Raw genomic sequence first — 15,844 nt, 5'->3', positions numbered from 1 at the left:
CCGCGATGTTCGCCGCGACCCGCTCTCGCTCCGTACGCGGCCCGGGCTGGGCTACTCCTGGTCCGGCTCCACGTCCAGGAGCAGCCTCTCCCGCAGCACTTCGCCCTCCGCCGTCAAACGGGAGGTGTTCAGCCGCTGCAGGCGCTGCAGGTATCCCTCCCCGTTCGGCTCCTGACCCGCCAGTTCCCGGGCTCGCGTCTCGATCTCCGTCGAGATCTCCTCCCCGAGTGCTGTGAAGAACTCCTCCGGGTTCTCCAGCCCTCCGAACGCCTGGGGCTTGTGCTCCTTCCAGTGCGTCATCGCCTGCTCGCCGTACCGGTTCATCGTCGAACTCTCCTGCCTGCTCGGCACTGTTGGACCTGGTGGACGGGGCCGGGTGCCCCGTCTCATCCTCTCCCGCCAACGGATCATCCGGGCGTGCTGCAGCCCGGCCCGACCCCCGATGCGCCTGGGCGTCGAAGTCCAGGCCGGGCAGGAAGCCGTCGGCGTTGTTGGTCGGACGGTCGTCGGCGGGCGGCTGCGGTGTACTCAACGCCTGCTCCCAGGGTGCGAAAGGCAGATGCGTGGATGGGGGCCCAGAGACGCGGGGTGCGTGCGGCTGGCGGGCCGGTGGCTAGGAGGGGGACGACGGCACGGCGATGACGCGGACGGGCATGGTGCCGTCCGGGAACGCGGCGGCGGGTGGGCGTGTCAACTCGTGGAGGACGATCCGGTCGGCTTCGTCTCCGACGGAGGCGATCCGGTGGGACCGCCGTTCTTCGGTCTCGCCGTCGGCGGGCGTTCCGGCGAGGACCATCGCGTCGCGTAGTTCCCCGGCCTGCCGCTCGGCCGCGATCCCGAGCTGGGTGAAGTAGGCCAGGGGATCCGGCAGCGTCCCGTACCGGTGTGGCAGATGCTCTCGCCAGTGGGTGAAGGCGGCGCGCCCGTACCTGTTCATGATCATCGCGGGCTCCTGTGTGGTGTCGTCATCCGTCGCTGTCCTCGTCGTCTTCCGACGGCTTCGCGTGGCTCGGCCCGGGTGGATTGCCGTCGGTCTCGCGGTCTCCGGCGGCCAGGAGGAGGGCCAGGTAGTCGGCATCGCCGCTCCAGACGGCATCGCGGTGCCGGGCCTTGTGCTGGCCGTTGCGGCAGGAGCCGAGCCAGAACCGGCCCATGCGCTCCAGGGCACGGGCCAGGGCGTCCTGCCACAGGTAGGGCGCCGAGCCGCCGTCCTCCCCGCTCGCGTACGCCGACTCGTGGGAGGTCCACAGGGCGGTGAGTTCCTCGACGACCGCGCCGTGTTTCCACCAGCACTGGCGCGGCAATTGATCGGTGGTCATCTCGTAACGGTCGGCCGCCCAGATCACCCAGGACACGAACTGCGGCCAGAGCACGGCGTGTTGCTCGGCGTCGAGTTCCTGCCACCGCACCGGCTCGCCGGCCGGGCGCTCCCGCTCGCCGTCCGTGTCCCCGCTGCCGGACGTGCCGGTGACCGACAGTTGCTCCTCCAGCAACTTGACGCGCTCGCTGAGGAGTACCTGCTCTGCGTTGATGTTGGTGAGTTCGGCGAAGATGTCATCGAAGCCGCTAGCCATGGCCGCCCGCCTTCTCCAGGCGGACGCGGTCCTCGACCATCTCGTGCGCCCGGCGCGTGGCGTCTTTGATCTCGGCCGCCCGCGTCCCCTCGTGGGCCCGGACGAACGTCACGAGGGTGGCGGGGGTGCGGCGGTGGAACACCATCCCGCCGCGTTCCGGGATCATCCGGATCGTGGCCGGCTCGACGACCGCCCGGCGGCGGACCGACGTGGATACCGAGACCCGGTCCCCGTCGTCGGAGACGGTCTCCACGTCCTCGTCGAATTCACCGGCGAGAGAGCTGTAGGACTTCAGTTCCTCGGGATCCGAGATACCGCCCAGGAAAACCTTCACGGTGCCGCTGGCGAACATTTTCCGGACGCCCAGGGCGCCCCAGCGCTCCTCGGCCTGGGCATAGCCCTGGAGCACGGCCATGATGAAAATGTTCTGCGAGCCGCTGACGCTCATCAGACTCGGTATTTCCGGCAATGGCGCGACGTTGGCCAGCTCGTCCAGGAAACAGCCGAGCGGAATCGGGAGACGGCCGTTGGGGCTGCGGGCGGCAACCCTCTTGGCGGTGTCGAACATCGCTTTGGCGAAGGCTGCGTTCAGCGGCGCCAAGGCGCTTCCTTCTTCGTCCTCGCCGATCAGGAACAGGGTTCCGGACTGCCGGAGGTAGGTCTCGATGTCGAAGACCTCCACGTCCCCCTGGGGGGCGAAGATCTCAGCGACCTTCTCGTCGTAGAGCGCGATGAAACTCTGCTCCGCAGTCCTCCAGGTGGCGGAACGTTCCTCCTCGGCCGCCGCGTGCTGACCGGCCAGCGCGGCGGCGAGGAGGTGCTTGCCCTTGGCCGCCAGCAGGTCGACCGCCTCGCGGTTGTCCGGGTCCGTCGCCCATGCCAGCACGTCGAGAACCGGACGCTTGTGCAGGGCTGCGGCATGCAGCCAGCAGGTAATAAGGGTTTTCGCGTTGAGCGCGAAATAACCGCCATTCTTTGTCCCTTCTTCGCTTTTGGTGGTTGCCGCGAGGGTCTCGGCCCGTTTTCGCGCGACCTGGTACTCCTCGCATCCTGCGGTCAAGGGCCAGCGCAGCTGATTCGGCCAGCCGGACAGTCCAGTCGGGTCCAGAACCCAGACGGGACCGTGTTCTTGCCGCAGAAGTGCCGTGTTGTAGAGGACGTCGGTCTTGCTGCTGGTGGCGAGGACCGTTCCGCGGAATTCGAGGATTTCCGGGAGGATGATCTGGGAGGTCTTTCCCTCGCGCGGCGGGGCGACCAGGATCATCGATTCCTCGATCGTGATCCACAGAGGGATGTCCGTGGGGTCGGCGCTTCCGATGTAGACGGCGACGTCGCGGATGGTGATGGTCTTGGGGTTCTGTTCGGCGAGCGTGGGACGCAGGGACCCTGCGCGGGACAGGGCCTGCGGTTCGCCCATGGCCTTCTCCAGCTGGGCCCGGGTGGCCATCCCGTCGGCGCCGTCGGCACCCCGGTGCTTCCACCACCAGTACGTCTTCCACGTGCCCCACACGGCTGCGGCGAGCAGCACGAGGAAGGTGGGCCAGAACACGAAGGGACCGGCCACACCCGCGTCCCGCGGCCAGGCCGCGGCGGGGTCACCGGGATGCCGGAAGACCGCGGTGACCGCCTTGCCCGCCGAGTCCCAGGTGATGGACGCGGGCCGTCCGTGAGCCAGGGCTCCGGACACCAGCGCGGTCAGCCACAGCAGTGCAGTGAGCGCGAACGCCGCGATCAGCGGGATGATCCACACGGTGTCGCGCCCGAGGCGCAGGCGTGCCGCGGTCTTCGGGGTGGCCGCTTTCGGCATCATGCCGCAGCCCCCTTACGAAGGGGGATAATCGGAGCCGAGGCATGGCCGTGGGGGTCTGCGGACTCGCGCGGGCCCTCGGACATCCGGCGGTTGGTGTCCGTAAGACGAATCTCCAACTTTGTCCGGATATGCTCCACGAGGTTGACCCGCGAGCCCACCTGCCAGATGGCCCGTCCGGGCGCACACACGTTGGACCCGTCCGCCAGCGCCTTGCGCGCCCAGTCGGGAAGTCCCAGGTAGTCGGCGGTGGTCTCGGCCTCGTCCCGGTCCATGTGGTAGAGGACCCGGGTTGCCGTCAATTTCAGGATGGCCGCCGCTTCCGGGGCCTGTTCCAGCAGCAGATCCCCGAGGTGGTGCAGTACCGCCCAGAAGGACAGTCCCAGGCGTCGGCCGTAGCGGACCAGTTCCTCGAAGAGCCGCGCGACCGGCCGGTGGGAGAGGATGTGCCAGGCCTCCTCGACGATCAGAGTCCTTTTGATCCGGTCGTCCGGCTTGATCCATCCGAACCTCAGCCAGGGTCCGATGACCGCCATCAGCAGCGGCATGGCCTCGCCCTCGCGCGGCAGCTTCGTCAGATCGAAGATGATCAACCGGGCGTCGAGGTCGATCCCTTCGGTCGTCGGTCCGTCGAACATGCCCGCCAGGTCCCGGCTGGGGTTGCACAGCGAGTCCAGGGCCAGGGCTGCCGGCTGGCCCCACTCCGTCAACTCCTCGGGGGTGACTGGCTGTTGCCCGAGGAGGGCCGACTGCGGTGCGGTGAGCGCGTCCAGGACATCGGAGAGGATCGCCACGCGCTGCTGCTTGCGGGCGGCGGCGGTCGCCGCTTTGTGGGCCTCGGCCAGGGCGAACTTCGTCTGCGAGGTGAGCGTGCCGGTGAGGATCTCCATCATGGACAGGAGCAGCTTGAACTGGTGCTCGGCAGGGATGCGGCCGTCGAGCGGGTTGATCCGCACCCCTTCGCCCGCGTCCCCGGCGCCGTAGACGAGACGGATCGGCGTGATGCCCAACTGCCGGGCGATGCCGTCCCATTCGCCCGCTCCGTCCTCGCCCTGCGCGTCCAGGATCGCGAAATTGCGGTCTTTGAAGCGCAGTTGGCGCAGGACGTAGGTCTTCTCCAGCGCGGACTTGCCGTATCCGCTCTTTCCCAGGATCAGTGCGTGCCCGCTGGCGAGCCGGACACGGGCCTGCGGGTTATAGAGGACGAAGGGGTCGTAGATGTAGGCCTTGCCGCTGTAGGCCTCCCGGCCGATGATCACGCCGCGGGGGTCCATGCTGGCCGCGCCGACCGCCGGGTAGAGACCGCAGGCGTGGCTGGTGGTCGAGCGGACGGCCCGTCGCCGGGTCTGCGTCTGGCGCCGCAGCATCTCCAGCATCGCTACCGCCCTTCCTTCAGCAGTCCGGCGGTGAAGGGCAGGGTGTTGGCGAAGGCCCGGTGGTGCTCGGCGTCGCACCACTCCATGCGCAGTCCGGCGCGGGTGGCGCCGGCGCGGACCGTGTCGGCATCCCGGCGCAGGGCGTCGAGGGTGGGCGAGGTGACGGTGATCCAGGCCGTGAGCCGCGTGCCCGCCGCGCCGTCGGCGATATCACGCATGGTGCGGATCGAGGCGCTCTGGGCCTTCTGCTCCCGCGGGTCCTCAATGCGACCGGCCTTCTTGTCCGCCTGGCCCAGCTCGTTCGTGGCGTCCGCCATCGCCTCGGTGATCGCCTGGTCCGTGCTGACGAGGTCCATGACCACGGACACCGACAGGATGATTCCCTCTATGTAGAGCAGGACGGGCGCGAGGAAGTTGATGCCGACCGGGAGGACGGGAAGTTCCTTCACCCAGGCGGTCATCGAGTACCAGTTGTCCTCGGCGGTCTCCCAGCTGCGGGAGGCCATGTACTTCTTGTTGCGGGCATCGAGTACGGCGGGCCAGCAGGTGACCCGGTCCATCCCGGCGGTGTCGTCGATCCAGTGACTTGGGTCGTAGGAGTGGTGCAGGTAGGAGGCCAGGCCGGCTTCGTCGAGGTTGCGGACGTGGCGCAGCTGTCCGCGCCCCAGCGTCCGGATGAAGCTCTCGATCTCCTGCCCGAGCGTGATCGCGTAGCCCTCGTGGAGGGTGGTGTAGCGGCGGGCCTCGGCGACCAGGTCCGGGGTGTAGGGGATCCCCACCACAAGCAGCAGCCGGCGGTCCTCCGCGGTGACGGCGACGCGCCGGATCAGCTCCTCGTACGACTGCTGCAGCGCCATCGGGCTGTTCTTGTCCCGGCGCTCAGCGGCGTCCCGGGCGTGGGCGTTGGGGTCGGTGGGGATGACCCTGCTGATCCACTGAAGGCGGCAGATCCGCCCGCCGCTGTCGGCCGTGGTCTTCAGCAGGTGCTCATAAGCCCGGATCAGGGACTCTTTGTCGGCGGTGTCCAGGCTGCCGAAGTCGCGCAGGCCCTCGACCTCGACGGCGGCCGTGAACATCAGCTCGTCTGGCTGCAGCACGATCGCGATCCCCCCGAACGCGGTGCGAGCCGTGATCCACTGCATGTTCCGGGGCACGCCGACCGGGACATCGATCGGGACGCGGCGGCCGTCGGCGTACCGGCCGGCGTACGGCGCCCGGGACTTGTACAGCAGTGAGCCGTCGCGCAGCAGCTTCTTGTAGGTCCGGTTGATCTCGAACCACCGGACGTAGGTGCGTCCCTTGTGCGGCGCCAGAGTGGCCCAGGCACAGGTGCCCGCGATCAGCACGAAGCCGACGATCTTCAGCAGGATGCCGCCGAGGATCCCAGCAGCGAGGAGTCCGCCGACGAAGCCCGCCCCCAAGACGAGCTGCTCATCGGCTTCGAGCTTGCGGCCGAGCAGGCCTCGCGGCCTCGGCCGCGGATAGGTGAAGGTACGGGCCACAACTACTCCTGGGCGTCGTGCGACGGGACGGGCATCAGCGCATCTCCTCGTCCGGCGGCGGCGGTTCCGGCTCGTCCGGGGGCTCCGGCGGCCAGGACTGCGGGCCTGCCTCATCCACCGGCCCCCCGCCGGCCGTCACGCTGTCCGGGACTGCGGCATCGGGAGCTCTTCCGGGAGCCCCGCCAGAGGTGTGACCGCCGCCGCTGTCGGAGTCGCCGCCCGCCGACGAAGCAGCCGAGGAACCATCGGAGTCGAGACCGGCGGTTGCCCCGTCGACACCGCGCTCCACTGACGCTTCGGCCTCGCCCTTGGTCTCGTCGACCCCCTCCTTCGCGGCCACGGCCGCCGCACCCACACCGGTCGCAGCAGCTGCTCCCTCGGCCGCCCCCGCCTCGGCGGCCTCCTCGCCGCCTCCACCGCTCAGGGCATCGCCGTCCGCAGCCTCGGCCTCCCCGCCGTCGCCGTCTCCGTCGTCGCCGGATCCGCCACCGTCACCACCGCCGCCGCCCATGCGCGACTTGAGTTCTCCGTAGGAGTCGCCCATCTGGCTGCCGACGTTCTTGGCCCGGCCCTTGAGGTCGTCGCGGGCCGCGTACATGTCGCGCACCTCGTCCCCGAACGCGGGCAAGAACTTCGAGAGCTGGAAGGGCATGTAGAGGGCGAGGAACAGCAGCGCGAGCGCGGTGAAGACCGTGGCGAAGGACTGCGCGAGGCTGGGATTCGGGGAGTCGGAGGCGAGCGTGCCCGTGGCGAGCGCGAGGACGGTGAAGGTGACGTACTTCGAGGCGATGATCGCGACCATCACGCCGCACCAGCGTTTGGTGTGCCCCCACAGGTCACGGTCGACCAGTCCGCTGAACACGGTCGGACCGAACACCAAGCCCGACAGGATCAGCGCGTTGCGGACGATGAGCTCCAGCCACACGCCAGCCACGGCCGACAGCAGTGCCAGGGAGAAGAAGATCACGATGATCGCGCCGCCGGGGATCTGCATCAGCGCGAGCATCGCCGTCGTGACGGTGACGACCATGTCGGCGGCGTCTCCCGCCACCGGCTTGAGCATCGCCTCCGCAGCCTCGTCGAAGACCCGCACGGTGTAGGCGACCGCCAGCGGCGCGAAGGCGGAGACCAGTACCGACATGAGGAGGAAGCCGATCGACTCCCCGAGCGCCTGGAGCGGCTGCACCCCCTGAATCGCCCTCTTGGCCACGGCGACCAGCCACAGGATTACGGTCAGCACCGTGGAGGCGGCGAAGGCCATGGTGTAGGTCCTGAGGAACCCGGGGTCTTGCCAGTCGATCCGCGTGGTCGAGCCCAAGGCCTTCATCATCTGGGTGAAGATGCTGGTCACGGCGTTGTTGAAGAACTGGGCGATGTACCCCATGGGGTCGCTCGCGAAGTCGATCGCCTGGTTCGTCTTCTCGACGACGTTGCAGACCTTGTCCGCGAACGGGATGTTCTTGCAGGACCAGTCAGAGAAGTCGTTCGCCTGGGCCTGGCCCGGGGCGAGCATGATGCTGAGCGTGGCGGTCAGGCCGGTGATCCAGACGAGCCGGGTCCGCACCCGCTGCTGGGCCTCAGCCGACATACGGGGGCGCATTGAACTCCCGATCTGCCGTGCGGAACTCGTCGACGCTGGTGGGGCTGTCGCTTCCGGCGTCCAAGGGGGTCGGACCGTTGACGGACGTGATCGCGGACAGCTTCCAGTCACCGGACTGCCACTGCAGCGTCAGCGTGTACGTGGTCCACGACGCGGAGACGGGCATCGGAGCGTTGTTGTCCGTGAGGCCGACGAGTCCGGTCATCCACACCTCGACGGTGGCCACCTGATCGGTGTACGTGGTGACCCGCGTGCCCATCGCCGCACCGCGTGCGACTAGTTCGTCCTCGTTGCCGCTGGTGACGCCCAGGGATGTGAGGACCTGCTGCATCCCGGTGTCGTCGTTGCGGATCTGCCGGTCCAGCGCCTGGCTGGTCATCATCGCGGTGAGGGTCTGGTGGCGGACCTTCTCATCGGTGAAATACGCGGCGGACGACCGGGCCACCTGATAGTTCACCGCGGCCTGCACGGCACCGGCCTGGTTGTGGGAATAGCCCACCGGGACACCGCTGACCAGCTTCTTGGCTGTGCTCTTGGTGTCTCCTCCGGTGCCGTTCTGCTTCGCCGGGGCGGTCTGGCTCTGGCCGTCCGACGAGCTGTCGGAATCGGATCCGCTGCTGCCGCCGGACAGACTCATGGACACGGCGAGGACGAGCACCGCGAGGAAGATCACTCCGGTGACGGCCATCCCCCGCCACCAGGGCTTCCCTCCGGTCGGATCCGTCGGCGTCTCTTCGACCAGGACTCGGGTGCCCTTCCGCGGGGCGCTCTGGCGGGCCATCTCAGATGCCCATCCCGTACACGATGGTGAAGATCGTCCCTATCGAAGCGACGACGAAGGCTCCGACCAGGCTCCCGGCGATCTCTTTCTTACCCTTGCTGACCTGGGCTACGTCGTGCTGGCCCTCGCCGACCTTGAGGTGTACTGCGCCGAGGATCGCGCGCCCCAGCAGAACGAGAACAACGCCGGCCATGAGGGCTTGGATCACGGTTCGCCCGGTGGTGCCCAGCTGCCCGAAGGGGCCCCAGTCCGGGGACAGCCCGTTTACGAGGGTGCCGATGTCACCGCTCGCTGCAAGATCCACCAGATGTTGTGAAACGGACATCCCCCGACTCCCTTCCACCCTCGTCACGGAGGTCGACCCGGAACCGGGCCATGACGGTGAAAGGTACATACAGGCAAACTTGACAACAAGCGTTTACAGATTGAGAGACCCGATCGCGAGGCGCCCGGAGCGACGGGAGCATGCATCCTCTCCCTGTCGTTCGACCCGGATCGATGGCCTTCATCCTGACCTGAACGGATCCTGCGCGAGCTCGCGTAATAGCAGCTCACACACGTCTTTTCGCTATCGTATGGACACCCCCTTGAGGCGCAGGCGTGCCGCCTCTGTTATCTCGATCGCCGCGCGACGATCAGTGGTGCATCGATGCCCTCACCCGGTGGACCGCACCCGGATGCCCATAGGGAGCCACACGGAATGGGTGGTCGTTCCGTCACTCTTGCTGTTCACTGACCTTCTGTCATCTACGTATGTTTATGACCGGGGTGGGGATGAACGGGCTCGGCAAGGCCGCCATAGGCGTCACCGCGGCAGGTGTCTCGGTGCTCTCTCTCTGTGTGCTCGCGGTCAGTGGTGCCACGACCCAGGCCAACGCCAACACCTGCCTGAGCGGCCTTCAGTCAGTCGGCGACGGGGAAAGCGGAGCCGGCGCGGGAGGCGAGGAGCCGGAGTTCGACGGCGAACAGGACGCAGGCGCCGCCCAGGTGACGGTTCCACTGCATCCCGAAGGTGCGCAGAACAGCGCCGAGTGGACTCCTCGGCAGGTGCGCAACGCCGGCACCATCGCCAACGTCGCCCGTACCCGGCACCTTTCGCCTCGTGCCGCGGTCATCGCCGTGGCTGTTGCCATGCAGGAAAGCACCCTCAACAACCTGCACCACGGCCACTCGGACAGTGTGGGACTCTTCCAGCAACGGCCCTCCCAAGGCTGGGGCACCGTCAGCGAGCTCACCGACCCGGTCTACGCATCCGGGCAGTTCTACGACCACCTCGTCGAGATCGACAACTGGCAGGAGAAGGCCCTCACCAAGGTCGCCGCGAGTATCCAGCGTCCCGCCGAGAAGTACCGCAACGAGTACGCCAAGTGGGAGTCCGCAGCCGGCTCGCTCGTCGCCAAAACCTGGGGGGATCACGCCGTCACCTCGATCAGCACCGGCTGTGACGACCCAGCCGCCACCGGCGGCAAGGACCCCAGGGCAACGTTCAAGGTCAAGAACCCCCGGACCGCCGCCCAGGCGATCGCGAGCGCCCGGAACGAAGCGGGCAAGACCGGCTGGTACCGGATGTGCGACAACTTCGTAGCCCAGGCCTACGGTTGGGGCTCGTCCGGGTCCGCAACAGCCAACATGCACTGGAACCGGCTCGTCGACGCCGGACTCGCGCACCCGGGCGACATGTCACCGCCCGCAGGAGCGCTGCTGTTCTACGACACCGGAAGCGCGGCGGGACACGTCGCCCTCTACCTGGGCAACGACCAGGTGGCCAGCAACGACGTAGGGGACGACTACCCACTCCAAGGCAAGATCGCCATCGTCTCGCGGAAAGAGCTCACAGACGGCGCATGGCGTCTGCGGTATCGCGGATGGGCCGAACCGAGCTTCCCGAGCGCCGGCGGAATCAGCACCATCCCCCTCCTCCCGGACAAGCAGGTGGACCAGTAGTGAGCTACGTCTCTCCAGACGCGGTGCAGATTCGGATCACACCCGACGGGATCTGCTTCATTGACGAGGAGTACTTCACGCCGCCGCCAGGCGTCTCGCTCAACGACGCTGTCCTGGCACACCTCCAACTGGAGGCTGCGGCACTGGAAATGCCGGTCCGCGCAGTGATCCAGGACGAGCAAGCGCAGTACACGACCGCGATCCAGATCAACACCGACGGCACCAGCAACCCCTTGGACCGCAACGCTCCGGTCACTGCGTCACCAAGCCTGCCGCAGGCAGCGGCTTCGCCGATGCCTCTGTCGCCGCCGCAGTCACACGCCGTGGACCCCGTGCCGCCCGACCGGCCGTACGAACCACTGCCCGAGCCCTACCGCGGACGGCTCGCCACCATCTGCGCCACCGCCAACCACAACCGCTTCGTCGAAGCCAGCCGCGCCGCCGATCAACTACTCGCAGAGCTGTCCGCCGAGTTCGGCGCGGACCACCTCTACACCTTGGCGGCCGGCCTTGTGCGCGCTGACATTGCCTGGCTCAGCCGGGACTTCCAATACGGGCTGAAGAGTTGGGTCTTCATAGCTCGGGCGTGGCACCTCCACCTCGGACCCCAGCACAGCACCACCGTTCGCGCCGTCGGCAACGCGCTCGGCTGCTGGCGTCGACTTCAACCCTCGGAAGCAACGGAGTCAGTCCCCTACATGGTCTCGTTTCTCCGGGACGTCGAATTCCCAGACAGCGAGGCAGTGGTGCAGACCGTTTACGAGCGTGCGCGGAGAATCGCTCTGGCCAAGTAGCAGACAAATAGGAATACTTGACCCATGGATCCCATCCGTCGCGGCCGTGCCGTCCTTTTCTTCCTGCCGTACCTCCTTGTCGTCTCCGGAGTCCTCGCCGCATCGAAGGTCGCTGGCGCACCCGGAGGCACCGGCGCCGCCTTCGAGGCTCTGGGAGTGGCCGCTATCGGTGCGCTCTGGGCGTGGCGACGCGGTCGGCGAAGCGGCTACTGAGGGCTCCTTCCGAAACGGTCGTTTTGCCGCTGCCCGCGGCAGACAGGCACACTCGCCTGATCAGCGTGACCTTGCGCCAACGACCGGTCGAGCCGCCTTCGATCACGACATTTCGAGTGTTCTCAGTACAGAGCCCTGGTCAACCCCTCTGGCTGCTAAGCGTTTTGACCGTCCTGCGGAGTCAAGATCAGCGGGCGTCGAAACTCGCCGGAGGCACACATGCCTGGTGTGAACCGCTCCGGGGCTGATGGAGGCTCCGGAGATCCCGGAGCGGTTCACAGCCAAGAGATATGGAACGCTTGTGCGCCTGTGGCGGCGCCGTCTGGAACGTATGGCAGAAACATCGCACTGGTTGGGTCGGCATCATGAGAGGGCGGGTCCACTGGTTGCCGACCCCGCTCTGGCGATGCAACGCGCTCGCGTACGCCGGCTTCCTCCTCGGCACTGATAATGGCAGTCGAGGGAGACTTCCCCGTCACCAGCAGGGCCTACGGCGAGCAGTCCGATACCCGGTACCTGTCCCGCTTCACCGCCGCTCTGCTCGCGCAACCCCCGCGCGACGATCGGAGGCGCCGGCATCACCTCGGGGACGTCGGCGGTGCCGCGCCCCCGTCCGGCGGGTGTGCACCGCCGGACGGGGGCGCGGCTCTTTCGCCGGGGCCGGAATTCTGTCACCGCGGCGCCTCGTCATGCGGCGAGGCATCGTTGCGCGATGTGCTTGGCGCCGCTCGTCGCTGCTGGACCAGGGAAGGGCGGCATGCTCCCACGCTGCCTCGTTGTCCAACTCCTCGCAGGAGGCTTCCAGTTCGGTGAGAAGGTCCGCGCCCTCGGGGGCGGCCGACGGCGAGGTCCAGCCAGACCACACTCAGCCGGTCTCCAGCAATCCGGTCCCGCCGGGCGGCCACGGAACGGGCGGCCCAGGCCGCGGCAGGAAGACCGTCGCCGCGCGCCGGGAGTGCCCGGCCCGGCGCGCAACCGTGGGCGAGAAACAGGGTGTGCCTTCTCCAGGCTGGCAGCCCGTGCGGTGGCCACCGCACCGAGGGAATAGACAACAGGCCAGACTCAGCGGGATTTCGCTCAGGCAAGTGTTGCCGTGAGCGACCGGAGAGGTTCGGCAAGTTCCGGGTGGTCGCCTCGTGAGCAGGATTGGAGCAGGTCCGCAGCGACGATGAGGAGCGCCGCTCGACCGGGTTCGCTGGCCAGCACAGTGAAATGTGCGCGGATTTGGGCCGCGGTGTGAGGGGCGAGCAGCGAGTAGACGTACAGCAGGGCCGGGTCGTAGCCCAGGGGGGCGGCCCCGAAGCCCTCGAAGTCCAGGAGGGTGGGGCCGTCGGCGGTGAGGTTGGCCCACTGGAGGTCACCGTGGGCCGTCGCCCACTGTTCGATGATCGGTGCGGGATGACCGGTGAACTGGGGTACGGCCCGGTTGATCCACTCCTGCCGTACGGCGGTGCGGTCGGTGGGTGTGCCGGCGATGGCGTCGAGATCGGTGCGCAGGCTCTTCCACCATGTCTCGGGCAGGGCGAGTTCGGTACGCAGCACCGGGTCGGGTGAGCAGACGCGGGAAGTGACCAACTCGCAGAGCTCGGCACGGTAGGCGGCATCCTCGCGGACGAGATCATGGATGCCGTGCAGGGCGGGGCGGCGCACGTCGGGGAAGGCAGTTGCCGCCAGGTGGGTGCCGTCCCAGAGCTTTCCGTGCGCCTTGCCGACGGGCGCGGAGATCAGCCGCAGCCAGCACGCGCCGTGGCGCGGGTGGTGTGCCTGCTGCCCCAGGGAGCGGCCTGCGTAGCCCCAGCGGCGCGGGCCGGTGACCGTCACCTCCAATGCCTCGGCGGCCGTGGTCTGGGCGGCGAGGATGCGCTGTTCATCAGCAGGGCTGGTGGGGGGCGAGTACATCGAGGACCTTCCGCAGGGCATCTGCTGGGATGGGCGGCTCGGCGAGCGCGGCGCGTGCGGCGTCCCAGTGTGCCGCAGTGGAGGCGGAGAGCAGGACTTTTGAGACACCCGGGCAGGAGGCGGCCGCCAGCAGGCATGCCTGTGCGGTGGACAGTCCGGGCCGCAGGAGGGCGGCGAGTTCCGCCGTGGCCAGGTCGGGGAGTTCTCCGCCGTGCAGCGGCGCGGAGGCGTGCACGGCCCAGCCGCGGGCGGCGGCTTCGGCGATCGGACCGCCTTGGTCCAGAGCCTGGGTGAGGGCGGTGTCCACGACAAGGTTGACGGGGAGCTGGATGATGCCGAGGTGGTGAGCGGTGGTGCCGGCCGCTTCGGTGGCCAGGCGGTCGAGAATCTCGACGGTGAACAGGTTCTCGGTGAAGCCGTGCCAGGTGGCGATGCCGTAGGCGCCGATGTGTCCGACGGAGGCTTTGGCTTCCAGCGCCGCGAACGCCGCCCGGAGGACGTCGTGGAGGGCCTCGCGGCGTAGTGCGGCGCGTTCGGGGTTGTGGATGAAGACGGCATCCAGATGCTCACGGCCCAGCTGCGCCCGGTTGCGGTCGGTCTGCCAGCGCACATACGCCGGATCCAGGCTGTGGCGGGTGCCCGGACGCAGGACGCCGGCGGTGACGGCGCCCTCCTCGACTGCCGCGGTGGCGAATCCGACCTTCGTGGCCACGCCCAGGTACGGGTGGTCGGCAAGAACGGGGGCGAGGAGGCTTTGCGCCTGCCCGTGAAGGTAGTTGGGGGCGGTATCGATCCAGTCGGCGCCTGCGGAGGCCGCCCAGCGCAGGGCGGATGGGGCGTTCCGCAGGCGGTAGGTGCCCAGCGCCAACGCCGCGGTCACCGGTCACCGTCACGGACGCTCGCTGCCTGCATGATGACCAGTTCGGTGACGACGGCTGCTGCATCGGCGAGCGAGATACCCGCTGGTTGGGCAAGCCTGGCAAGGGGGTGCCAGCCGCCGCCGAGGAGTTGGTGCAGCAGCGGGGCCGCGGCCGGGGAGAAGTCGATCTCCTGGCCGATGGCGCTGAACCGGGTGACCTTCTGGCCATCGTCGTCGCAGGCGTTGGTCAGGCGGGCGCGGCCGGTGGTCAGCCTGACCTGGAGACCGGCGTGTGCCGGAACCTGGGTCAGGTGGGGCAGCGACGGGCGTGGCCGGCCGGGGTCCTCGGCGTCCCGGGCGGTGGCGAAACGGTCCAGGAGCGTCGTGTCGTCCAGTGCTTCGAGGATGAGGGTGCGCAGCTCGGTCAGGTAGGCGGCGCGTTCTGTAGGAGTGGCGTGCAGGGGCAGGTCGGTGCGGACCCGGGCGCGTGCGCGCAGGTCCTCCGACAGCCAGCCCACCAGGTCGGCGCCGGTATGGGGGGTCAGCCCGCAGGTCAGATGCAGGGACGGGGTGCCCTGGTCGGCGCTGACAGCGTGCCACCAGCCGCGCGGGAGGTAGAGCACGTCGCCGGGGTGCAGGACGACGTCGGCGAGGGGCTGGTCGGGCGGCGGGTCTGGTTCGGCGGTGTCCTTGTAGAGCGGTGTGGTGCGCGTGGGGCCGAACAGTCGCCACCGCTTTGAGCCGTCGATCTGCACGACGATCACGTCGTGGTCGTCCCAGTGGGTGCCGAACCCCTCCGAGGCGGTCCACGAGGCGTACGCGTTGACCTGGACACGCGTACGCAGCCATCCCTCCAGGTGCTGGGCGAGATCCGTGATCGGTTCGTGCAATTCGTCGACCGCGTCGAGCACCAGCGAGGCTCCCTTGGCCAGTTGCTGGTGCAGTTCGTCGGGGTGGATGCGCTGCCAGACGGTGTGCCGACGGGTGATGACCGGGACGGCGTAGCGGTGCTGCGGCACGATCTCGGCCTCGGCCGACAACCGCAGCCGCGGCGGCTCCAGACGGTGCATGGAAATCAGGGCGTTGAGCGTGCCGAAGGAGACCAGAGCATGGGGCTCGGCGACGGCGCCGCGGACCAGGACGTAGTCGCGGTGCAGCGACCGGGCCAGGAAGTCGTCCTGGCCCAGCCGCTCCGCGATGGACACAGAGGTCATCGCTTCGCTTCCCGTGGCGTCAGTCGTTGCCGTCCGACCGGCCGGTGCCGCCGCCGTCCGACGGCGTGGCGCCCCGGGCTCGGGCGGCGCTGATCAGACGACGGGCGCGGACCAGACCACTGTCCGACGCGGGGCTGGGCACGGTGGTGTCGGGCATAACGTCCTCCTGGTTACGGCGTCCCGGCTCGTGGGCCGGCTGCCGTCAGCAAACCGCCCGCCCCACCGCCCGCGCACCATTCTGGCCACGATGCTCAAGTCCCTTGCGGGACTCGCAAGTTCGT

The 15,844-nt window shown here is 68.5% G+C and carries 15 protein-coding genes; 2 read left to right on the top strand and 13 right to left on the bottom strand.

What is annotated here, in order from left to right; genetic code table 11:
- Positions 1-51 precede the first annotated feature (51 nt).
- The 9 genes from IO36_RS14945 to IO36_RS48150 form a co-directional block, all read right to left on the bottom strand.
- Positions 52-324, bottom strand: coding sequence for a hypothetical protein (locus IO36_RS14945; RefSeq protein WP_209441206.1), 273 nt, complete (start codon positions 322-324; stop codon positions 52-54).
- Between the two features lie 289 nt (positions 325-613).
- A complete protein-coding gene (locus tag IO36_RS14940; protein ID WP_051900493.1) occupies positions 614-943 on the bottom strand; it encodes a hypothetical protein in 330 nt (109 codons plus the stop codon).
- Positions 944-965: 22 nt separating this feature from the next.
- Positions 966-1,574 carry a hypothetical protein gene (locus tag IO36_RS14935; protein ID WP_037620137.1) on the bottom strand — a complete coding sequence of 203 codons (609 nt, stop codon included), beginning with the start codon at positions 1,572-1,574 and terminating at the stop codon, positions 966-968.
- Positions 1,567-3,384: a type IV secretory system conjugative DNA transfer family protein gene (locus IO36_RS14930; protein WP_037620136.1), complete on the bottom strand. Its 1,818-nt coding sequence runs from the start codon at positions 3,382-3,384 to the stop codon at positions 1,567-1,569. Before IO36_RS14930 ends, IO36_RS14935 begins: the two co-directional genes overlap by 8 nt.
- Positions 3,381-4,757 (bottom strand): ATP/GTP-binding protein, encoded by a 1,377-nt coding sequence (locus IO36_RS14925; RefSeq protein WP_037620134.1) that lies wholly within the window; start codon positions 4,755-4,757, stop codon positions 3,381-3,383. The genes IO36_RS14930 and IO36_RS14925 overlap by 4 nt, the downstream gene beginning before the upstream one ends.
- Positions 4,758-4,759: 2 nt before the next feature.
- Complete coding sequence (locus IO36_RS14920; RefSeq protein ID WP_245173292.1) at positions 4,760-6,259, bottom strand: SCO6880 family protein; 1,500 nt, start codon at positions 6,257-6,259, stop codon at positions 4,760-4,762.
- 34 nt (positions 6,260-6,293) lie between these two features.
- Positions 6,294-7,847 carry a hypothetical protein gene (locus tag IO36_RS14915; protein WP_051900492.1) on the bottom strand — a complete coding sequence of 518 codons (1,554 nt, stop codon included), beginning with the start codon at positions 7,845-7,847 and terminating at the stop codon, positions 6,294-6,296.
- On the bottom strand, positions 7,837-8,547 hold the full coding sequence (locus IO36_RS14910; protein ID WP_245173290.1) for a DUF8175 domain-containg protein: 711 nt from the start codon (positions 8,545-8,547) through the stop codon (positions 7,837-7,839). The genes IO36_RS14915 and IO36_RS14910 overlap by 11 nt, the downstream gene beginning before the upstream one ends.
- A 94-nt stretch (positions 8,548-8,641) precedes the next feature.
- The gene (locus IO36_RS48150; protein ID WP_037620131.1) at positions 8,642-8,965 is read right to left on the bottom strand and encodes a hypothetical protein; all 324 of its coding nucleotides are present in this window, start codon (positions 8,963-8,965) and stop codon (positions 8,642-8,644) included.
- Positions 8,966-9,393: 428 nt separating this feature from the next.
- Between IO36_RS48150 and IO36_RS48145 the strand changes: the two genes are divergently transcribed.
- Together IO36_RS48145 and IO36_RS14890 are read left to right on the top strand one after the other, a co-directional pair.
- Positions 9,394-10,584 (top strand): hypothetical protein, encoded by a 1,191-nt coding sequence (locus IO36_RS48145; protein WP_245173289.1) that lies wholly within the window; start codon positions 9,394-9,396, stop codon positions 10,582-10,584.
- A complete protein-coding gene (locus tag IO36_RS14890; RefSeq protein WP_037620129.1) occupies positions 10,584-11,378 on the top strand; it encodes a hypothetical protein in 795 nt (264 codons plus the stop codon). The genes IO36_RS48145 and IO36_RS14890 overlap by 1 nt, the downstream gene beginning before the upstream one ends.
- Positions 11,379-12,668: 1,290 nt before the next feature.
- Here IO36_RS14890 and IO36_RS14885 read toward each other — a convergent pair.
- Genes IO36_RS14885 through IO36_RS46820 form a run of 4 tightly spaced genes read right to left on the bottom strand, consistent with a single transcriptional unit; the run spans position 12,669 to position 15,720 of the window.
- The gene (locus IO36_RS14885; RefSeq protein ID WP_037620128.1) at positions 12,669-13,490 is read right to left on the bottom strand and encodes a hypothetical protein; all 822 of its coding nucleotides are present in this window, start codon (positions 13,488-13,490) and stop codon (positions 12,669-12,671) included.
- The gene (locus IO36_RS14880) at positions 13,462-14,370 is read right to left on the bottom strand and encodes an aldo/keto reductase (protein WP_037620127.1); all 909 of its coding nucleotides are present in this window, start codon (positions 14,368-14,370) and stop codon (positions 13,462-13,464) included. The genes IO36_RS14885 and IO36_RS14880 overlap by 29 nt, the downstream gene beginning before the upstream one ends.
- On the bottom strand, positions 14,367-15,563 hold the full coding sequence (locus IO36_RS14875; protein ID WP_037620126.1) for a cupin domain-containing protein: 1,197 nt from the start codon (positions 15,561-15,563) through the stop codon (positions 14,367-14,369). Before IO36_RS14875 ends, IO36_RS14880 begins: the two co-directional genes overlap by 4 nt.
- 19 nt (positions 15,564-15,582) lie before the next feature.
- The gene (locus IO36_RS46820) at positions 15,583-15,720 is read right to left on the bottom strand and encodes a hypothetical protein (protein WP_158997355.1); all 138 of its coding nucleotides are present in this window, start codon (positions 15,718-15,720) and stop codon (positions 15,583-15,585) included.
- Positions 15,721-15,844 lie beyond the last annotated feature (124 nt).

The organism is Streptomyces aureus (assembly GCF_000725495.1).
Taxonomy (GTDB): Bacteria; Actinomycetota; Actinomycetes; order Streptomycetales; family Streptomycetaceae; genus Streptomyces; species Streptomyces aureus_B.
Note: the sequence above shows the minus strand (reverse complement) of the source record. Positions and strands in the feature narration are given on the sequence as shown.

What these genes read in the sequence shown, in the direction of transcription:
- IO36_RS14945 (WP_209441206.1), bottom strand. Translation starts at nt 324, where the DNA reads ATGAACCGGTACGGCGAGCAGGCGATGACGCACTGGAAGGAGCACAAG.
- IO36_RS48150 (WP_037620131.1), bottom strand. Translation starts at nt 8,965, where the DNA reads ATGTCCGTTTCACAACATCTGGTGGATCTTGCAGCGAGCGGTGACATC.
- IO36_RS14875 (WP_037620126.1), bottom strand. Translation starts at nt 15,563, where the DNA reads ATGACCTCTGTGTCCATCGCGGAGCGGCTGGGCCAGGACGACTTCCTG.
- IO36_RS48145 (WP_245173289.1), top strand. Translation starts at nt 9,394, where the DNA reads ATGTTTATGACCGGGGTGGGGATGAACGGGCTCGGCAAGGCCGCCATA.
- IO36_RS14930 (WP_037620136.1), bottom strand. Translation starts at nt 3,384, where the DNA reads ATGATGCCGAAAGCGGCCACCCCGAAGACCGCGGCACGCCTGCGCCTC.
- IO36_RS14935 (WP_037620137.1), bottom strand. Translation starts at nt 1,574, where the DNA reads ATGGCTAGCGGCTTCGATGACATCTTCGCCGAACTCACCAACATCAAC.
- IO36_RS46820 (WP_158997355.1), bottom strand. Translation starts at nt 15,720, where the DNA reads ATGCCCGACACCACCGTGCCCAGCCCCGCGTCGGACAGTGGTCTGGTC.
- IO36_RS14915 (WP_051900492.1), bottom strand. Translation starts at nt 7,847, where the DNA reads ATGTCGGCTGAGGCCCAGCAGCGGGTGCGGACCCGGCTCGTCTGGATC.
- IO36_RS14885 (WP_037620128.1), bottom strand. Translation starts at nt 13,490, where the DNA reads ATGTACTCGCCCCCCACCAGCCCTGCTGATGAACAGCGCATCCTCGCC.
- IO36_RS14910 (WP_245173290.1), bottom strand. Translation starts at nt 8,547, where the DNA reads ATGGCCGTCACCGGAGTGATCTTCCTCGCGGTGCTCGTCCTCGCCGTG.
- IO36_RS14940 (WP_051900493.1), bottom strand. Translation starts at nt 943, where the DNA reads ATGATCATGAACAGGTACGGGCGCGCCGCCTTCACCCACTGGCGAGAG.
- IO36_RS14925 (WP_037620134.1), bottom strand. Translation starts at nt 4,757, where the DNA reads ATGCTGGAGATGCTGCGGCGCCAGACGCAGACCCGGCGACGGGCCGTC.